This is a genomic window from Pseudoalteromonas sp. S3431 (genome assembly GCF_000690035.1).
Taxonomy (GTDB): domain Bacteria; phylum Pseudomonadota; class Gammaproteobacteria; order Enterobacterales; family Alteromonadaceae; genus Pseudoalteromonas; species Pseudoalteromonas fuliginea.
Map to the genome: position 1 here is coordinate 1 of NZ_JJNY01000115.1, position 7,016 is coordinate 7,016.

Genomic DNA, 7,016 nt, shown 5'->3' on the forward strand with positions numbered 1-7,016 from the left:
TTACACCTCGCTTTTTAAACATTAAAGCCACGTTACAAAGCGCGAAGTGAATTCGCACCTACGGTTTGGCGTATGTTGTAGGTGAGGTTTTACACCTCGCTTTTTAAACACCCAAGCCACGTTACAAAGCGCGAAGTAAATTCGCACCTACAAGGTGTTAAAAATTAGCAAATAAGCCTAACCTAGCAAATGTTTCTCCGTATACATCTTTACCTTGATATAGCTCCGCGCCCCAACTTTTTGCGCCCATAATAGGTTTGCTTAATTTACGCGTGTACGCTGTTTGTAATTCGTAGCTTGTTTTATAAGCTTCATTTTTATTTTTAAGCATACGAATTGTGGTATTTAAGCTCTCTATTTTACTTAATTGCCAATGCCAGTTTACGCTCATCGATTTAGCAGGTGTATAGTCGTTGTAATCGTGTTCATCACCTGCCCAGTGGCCAATTACATTACCTGAGTTTCGGTTGCCATCTAAATATATACCATTAAAGTACCAACCATCTTGCCAGTTGCTGTGTTCAATACGCAAGCTGTGATTATTTGTAATAAATGGTAAATATAGCCCAAAGCTATAAGAGTTATTTCTACCACCACCCAATGTATCTTCAAGCGCTACCTCACCATAAAGCTCGAACGGTAGTGCATAAATACTGTTATTATAGGCAAAGGTTATTGAGCCTAATTGATCACCAAGTTCAAAGTTGGCATCACTTGAGTCACCTATTCCCACATTATCTTTTGTACCTGGTTGGTAAAAGCCTTCAAGGAAGTCTTTTAAGCTAACTTTGCGAGTTCCTCCACCAAACTGCATTAAACGGCTTAAACCTACTGTTAAATTATCGGTTGCTGCGAAACTGGTATGTAAACCAAATAAATAAGGTTCTCCTTGTTCATACAGTCTTTTAGTTCCTGTAATTTTAGCCGTTTTTAATATCCCGCTTTGCTCTGTCATTTTACTAATAAACATATCGTAACGAATATTAAAGCTGGTAATTGGCTCTACATTGCTCAGCGTGATAGAAGGCGTGGTTTTAGCTTGCGTGCTTAATAACATGGCGCTGTCGTTAAATGGTGAGTACCAATGCTCGCGGTAGCCAATATCTAGCTGAGCATATTTATAACCAAGGTAAACAAAGCTTTGTGTTGGGAGTATTTCGTCTTCGTTGGCTATACCAGCAACACTTACACCAAAGTAACGGCCAAAATTAGCATACGCACCGCCTTCAACTATTAAGTTAGTTTTAGTTGTTTGGCCGCGTTGATTAGGGAGAGTTTTATCTTTTGTGCCCGCAGCGAGTGTTACTTTGGCAAAAGTGCCGGCATCGCTTTGCACGTAAGGACTAATTTGATACGACAATGTTTGGTAAAGCTCAGGGTAGGAGTGTCTTACAGTTTGCAAAACCTTATAAATATCGTGCGCTTTATAAGGCTTACTCATTATATGTGTATTTTTACTAACCGCTAAAAGACGTTGTATTTGGTGCTCAAGTTCGGGTGCTTGATTTAAAGGTAAATAAGGAGATACGCCACCTTTAGCCATCGCATTTGTACTGATTGCCAACCCGACGAGCAGCGATATTTTTTTTAGCATAATTATTCCGTTAGCAAAATTAGTTCAAGTAAAAACGTAAATGCGAGGTTAACAATAAACGCTTGAGTAAGAAAGAAGAAAAGCAAAGGCTAAACGAAAAGTTTACCGCTTTGAGCTTTCAATCATTGAGGGTATTTATGGTTATTAGGCGCAGCCTTGTCATGTTGTTATAAGCAGTTCTTTTGTATTGGTTGCATTAAAAATTGTTGAATAACTCGGCCTTTAAAGGTGGTTTACATAAAATTGTCATAAATAGTTAATACTCTAAGCGCGCACTCACTATTGGAGCTAAGATTTATGCGCGTGTCATCTATTACCCGGTTACTGGCTATATTATTGGCTTTGGCGAGTATTTTATTAGGCTCTACCTTATTTTGGGCAAGCCAAACTTTACTTAAGCTAGAGCAGCAAAATACTGCATACAGCCAACTAAAAAATACTATTTTAGTTGATTTAGCCGGTTATTTAGGGCGTTACTTAGACCAAGGTGACAACCAATATTTAAATCAAGCCTCTACTTTAATTAACAACGTTAAAGTTAATCAATTATCTATATTGCCAAGTGAGTTAAGCACAACGCTTGAACAGCAATTAACGAACCTCAACAATGACATAAATGGAAAATACCGTGCACTTGGTAAGCTTTCGGGTAACGAAACCGCACTACTTGATAACGCGCTTAGGCAAATGGCAGGCTCAGCATCAACATTGATTAGCTACGCTAAAAAAGCACCGGAGCAAAATAACCATGCGCTAATGTATTACTCTCTGGCGAGTGATTATTACACTGAAGTAATTAACTTATCTTTATTTACCTATCAACTTATTGTTCAGTACGATAAAAACACAGAACAAAGCTTGCAGCAAAGCATCGTAAATTTAAATAAATTAGCACAAGCTATTGAGCAGCTTCCTAATTTAGGTGTTATGAGTGCCGTTGACGAAGACGCTCTATTTATTGATGAAGAAGCCGAAGACCTTGGCGACGAAATAAAGTCAGAGCTTGTCAGTTGGCCTAATCGTTATCCGCGTGATTTAGCAAGTACCCTTAAGCAAACTCAGTTACGAGAAAATGGCTCTAATGCGTTACGCTCACAAATTAGTGCACTTTCAAATACGGTTATTAATGCTGAGCAAGATAATTTAAAGCAGCAAGTACTTTGGGTATTTTGTGTTGCAATAGGTACGTTGGTTATATTGGCTGCGGGCGTTTATTTTGTACAACGTAATCAAGTACTAAACCCGCTTAGGCAATTACGAGATGGCTTTGCTTTTTTAATTGAAAGTAATGAGCTTAAGAGTATTGAAAGTAAAAATTCAAAAACTGAGATTGGTGAGATTGCGCAGTTTTTTAATCAACTCATCGATAGGCAGCGAACTGAAGCGCAAGAGCGGGCACAAATGCTAAAGGTGGTTAACAGTTTTATGCAGCAGATGAGCGAAAACTTATACACTATTAGTCAACAAGCATCGCTTAGCCATGGGCAAGTAGAACAAAATCAAAACTTATTAAGCGACATTCAACGTATTGGGGAGCTGGTAAATGATATAAATGCACAGGTGGCCGATAACGCACAAAGTACATTTACTGCAATGGAGCAAAGTTTGGGCTTTTCAGCAAATATGTTAGATGCCAGTTCTGATACGCAAGTGCGTGTAGAGCAAGGAATGCAAAGCATACAAGAGTTACTAACAGGTGTTGATGGGGTGGGTAAAATTATTGAGGTTATTCGTAATATTGCCGATCAAACTAACCTTTTAGCCCTAAATGCAGCGATTGAATCAGCACGTGCAGGAGAGCACGGACGTGGCTTTGCTGTGGTTGCTGATGAAGTAAGGCAGTTAGCGCGGCAAACACAAGGATCGCTTAGCGATATAAACGATCAACTAAGCTTGCTAACTGAAAACTCGCGAGTGGTGTCTACGCAAATATCAGCATTGGCCAACGGTGCACAGTCGCAAACACAAAATGCTCAAGAGCTAAAACTAAACTCCGAAGGGGTAGCCAGCAATGCTCAAAGTGCAAACAGCGTTGCTTTTGAGGCAATGGAACTGGCAAAGCAGCAGAGTAGCAGAGTAGCTTACTCGACAATTTTAGTAAATCAATGCAAAGCATGAAAGGGCAAGTGAGTGAATCCAGTTTACTTGTTGATGATATTCGTAATCAGCTACAGCAGCAAATGCAAACAATAAAAGGTAGCTTGGGCCTTAAAAAATAAACAAAGCTGTATGTTAGTCGCATTAAGCGATAAGCTAAAAATTCATTACGTTTCAATATTTTTTTAAGGATTTATTATGATTGAACAAGGCCAAACGTTACCGGCTGTAACACTTACGCAATTAACTAACGACGGCATGCAAACATTGACGAACAGTGAGTTATTTGAAGGTAAAAAAGTTGTGCTGTTTGCTGTGCCAGGCGCGTTTACACCAACCTGTTCAAATGCTCATTTACCAGAATTTATTACCCTTGCTGATAAAATTAAAGCAAAAGGTATTGACGCTATTTACTGTGTATCAGTTAATGATGCATTTGTTATGAAAGCATGGGGCGATTCACAAAACGCACAAGAAATTGCCATGCTTGCCGATGGTGATGCAAGCTTTACTAAGGCATTAGGCCTTGATAAAGACACCGCTGGCTTTGGCGGTATACGTTCTTCACGCTACGCAATGATTGTTGATAACTCGGTAGTAACCGGTTTGTTTGTAGAACAAGATAAAGAATTTGCAGTAAGCCGCGCAGAATACGTTTTAGAAAAGCTGTAAAGTATAAAAAGTAGAGTTACATTTTAAACGTGGATAAAATTCAGGCTTTTTACAACTTCATTTAACCATAATGGTATTTAAATTTATTTCCTCTAGTCAGAAAGTTTCAGTGAAAATAAGGCGAAATTACGCATTGATAGCTGGCCTATTGCAAGTGAATTTAACGCAGTTAGCGCTAAAAAGAACTGCTTAAGATAGATTTATTATCCAGAGTTTAGGTTAATTATACTATGTTAGCTTTAGTGCAGGTTTGTATTGGTTTGTTCCTGATTTTTATTCATGTTTATGCTTATGTTATCCTACGTACTAAATTATTAGGGTGTTACTTTTAGTCGTAGGTTTTGAAATGAAAAAAATAGGCTATACCACTGGGGTTTTTGATCTGTTTCATATTGGTCATCTCAATGTACTTAAACGCGCAAAGCTAGAGTGTGATTACCTTATTGTTGGGGTAACAAGCGATGAGTTATCTATATCGGTTAAAAACAAAAAGCCGGTAATCCCTTTTCAAGAAAGGCTAGAAATTGTCGAAGCGATTAAGTTTGTGGATGAGGTTGTTCCTCAAGTTAATTATGACAAACTAGAAGCGTGGAATAATTTTAAATTTGACAAAATGTTTGTCGGAGACGATTGGAAAGGCACTGACAAGTGGAACGCAATAGAAGAAGACTTTGCTAAGCGGGGAGTTGAAATAATGTATTTCCCTTACACTACGCATACTTCGAGCACTATTTTACGTGAAGTACTTAGTAAAATATAAAACCTGATTAAAATCGTATCTAGTTTAGAGTGTTTTTATTTCCCATACATAGGTTATAACGGCGCATAAATACCAATCCGCAATAATACTTAACCTGAACTTTGCTTGAGATAAATTTATTATCCAAAGTTCAGGTTACTTATACCAATCCGCAATAATACTTAATCAATTTGAGGGATCAAATCTGACGTTAACTGCGTTAAAAATTTCTGTTATAGAATAACTAAATAACGAAATTTTTGCCTTGTTATCGACACGATTTTCTTACCTCAAAATAGCTCACTTAATTAAGTGAATTGGTATTAATTATGCTAATTGGTATAAAAGCCCAGCTAAAACAAGTTTTAACCCTAAAAATCCAATAATCCTTTGTTTTATATGTGATTGCTTGGCTTTAAAGTTATGACCACCAATAGTAATTTAGGCTTTTTCTAATTTTAAATTTACGAAGTAAGTTTAAAGGTTTTCTTTTTAGGTGAGATGTACCAGAACAAATTAAATTATTAATAGCGCCTAATACCCTCACACTCGACTTGCCATCTCTGTATGGATGAACGCTGTCGCAGTATTGTTTTACTTTTTCTAATGTGTGCTCATCTTTTTGAAAAGCGCTTATTAAAGTACTTTCTAGGTCGGCTTCGTTACTAAAGTTAATCATCCAGTCTTTAGGTTTGCGGTTGTTAAACGCAACGGCTACTTTTTCTTGTAATGCAAATTCGGTAATAATTGATGATGTGTCAGACAGTATAATGTCGGTAGCCTGTAGAATTGGAATCACATCACCGGTGGTAATAAAGGTGAGGTTTTCGCAGGCGAGTGATTTATACATTTCAATTTCTTCGCTTGTCGCTTTTGGATGAAGCTTTACTATCCACTGCCAGTTTTGTGTTTTTAATAGCGCTTTAATATAAGGGTAAAGCTTGTAGGTACTTGTTAGCTTTGGCGAAAAAGTGGGGGCATATAATATGGTAGGCTTATCAGATTGATATAGCGCTATGTCTTTATGCTCAGTAAATAAAGGATCTAACTTTGACCAGCCGGTTTCGACTACATCGCAAGTGCCATCGTTAATATCATTAAACCCTTGAGTAATATTTGGACCTTGTGTGCAATATAAGTCAAAAAATCCTCTAATATTAAATTTGTTCTTTTTGCCCGAATCAAAGCCATGAAAAACCTGCACTTTAATCCCAGGAAAAAAATGAGGGATCACGTTACCAGGCGCAAGTGTGGCATTGGCGTTATATTCTTTAACTTCTTTTATGTTGAGTAGCTGGTAATCATCAGGCTGTAAAAAGCCCTCTGCTTCACTTCCAGTAGGAATAAACCAAGCAACGCTGCCTCCTCGCTTTTTTATTTCGTGCTCTATGGGTCTTAAGACGTTAAACGAGTACGATAAATTTACAAAAAACAAATATTTAAATTCGCTTGTTTTGTTTAGAGAAGGCAGATCTTTATTTAGCACTGGTGGTTCCTTTTTTAACTGAAAAAGTAAAAGTATTTAATCTAAACTTTGACTAAGGGGTTTAGGGCATGTTGAAATTTGTTCAATCTAGGGGCAATTTAATCTCGGCTCGAGATTTGTAACCTGATAACGGCTCCTGCTTTACCCTACTGGCTTACATCCATGTAAGAATAAGTCAAAGCCGAGCAACAAAGAGTCAATCGCCCCTAGGGCGAACCCAAGGGTGGCGCATGTTTGGCATTTATGCTGCGTATCGCCTATTTATGGGGAACACCACACAAGAACACCACACAACATAGGTTCTGCCTTGCCTAAAAACCAAACATACTACTGCAAATTAAACCACCAGAGAACAACACGCCCTAATAACATATTGCGCTATATCGGTATTTAATACCAACCTGCATAAATCTTTGATCAATTTAACG

At 37.8% G+C, this 7,016-nt stretch carries 5 protein-coding genes; 3 read left to right on the plus strand and 2 right to left on the minus strand.

Features of this window, described 5'->3' with window-relative positions:
- Positions 1-157: 157 nt before the first annotated feature.
- Positions 158-1,594 (minus strand): capsule assembly Wzi family protein, encoded by a 1,437-nt coding sequence (locus DO88_RS00760; protein WP_033041054.1) that lies wholly within the window; start codon positions 1,592-1,594, stop codon positions 158-160.
- Between the two features lie 1,623 nt (positions 1,595-3,217).
- On the opposite strand from DO88_RS00760, the gene DO88_RS19295 reads away from it, so the two are divergent.
- From DO88_RS19295 to DO88_RS00750, 3 genes are all read left to right on the plus strand, one after another.
- Positions 3,218-3,712, plus strand: a complete 495-nt coding sequence (locus DO88_RS19295) for a methyl-accepting chemotaxis protein (RefSeq protein ID WP_442960149.1) — start codon at positions 3,218-3,220, stop codon at positions 3,710-3,712.
- A 177-nt stretch (positions 3,713-3,889) separates the two neighbouring features.
- Complete coding sequence (locus DO88_RS00755) at positions 3,890-4,363, plus strand: peroxiredoxin (protein ID WP_033041057.1); 474 nt, start codon at positions 3,890-3,892, stop codon at positions 4,361-4,363.
- 346 nt (positions 4,364-4,709) lie between these two features.
- Positions 4,710-5,123 (plus strand): adenylyltransferase/cytidyltransferase family protein, encoded by a 414-nt coding sequence (locus DO88_RS00750; protein ID WP_033041059.1) that lies wholly within the window; start codon positions 4,710-4,712, stop codon positions 5,121-5,123.
- Between the two features lie 400 nt (positions 5,124-5,523).
- Here the strand turns inward: DO88_RS00750 and DO88_RS00745 are convergent, their stop codons facing one another.
- Entirely contained in the window at positions 5,524-6,588 is a 1,065-nt protein-coding gene (locus DO88_RS00745; RefSeq protein WP_007376769.1) for a CDP-glycerol glycerophosphotransferase family protein, read from the minus strand.
- Positions 6,589-7,016 lie beyond the last annotated feature (428 nt).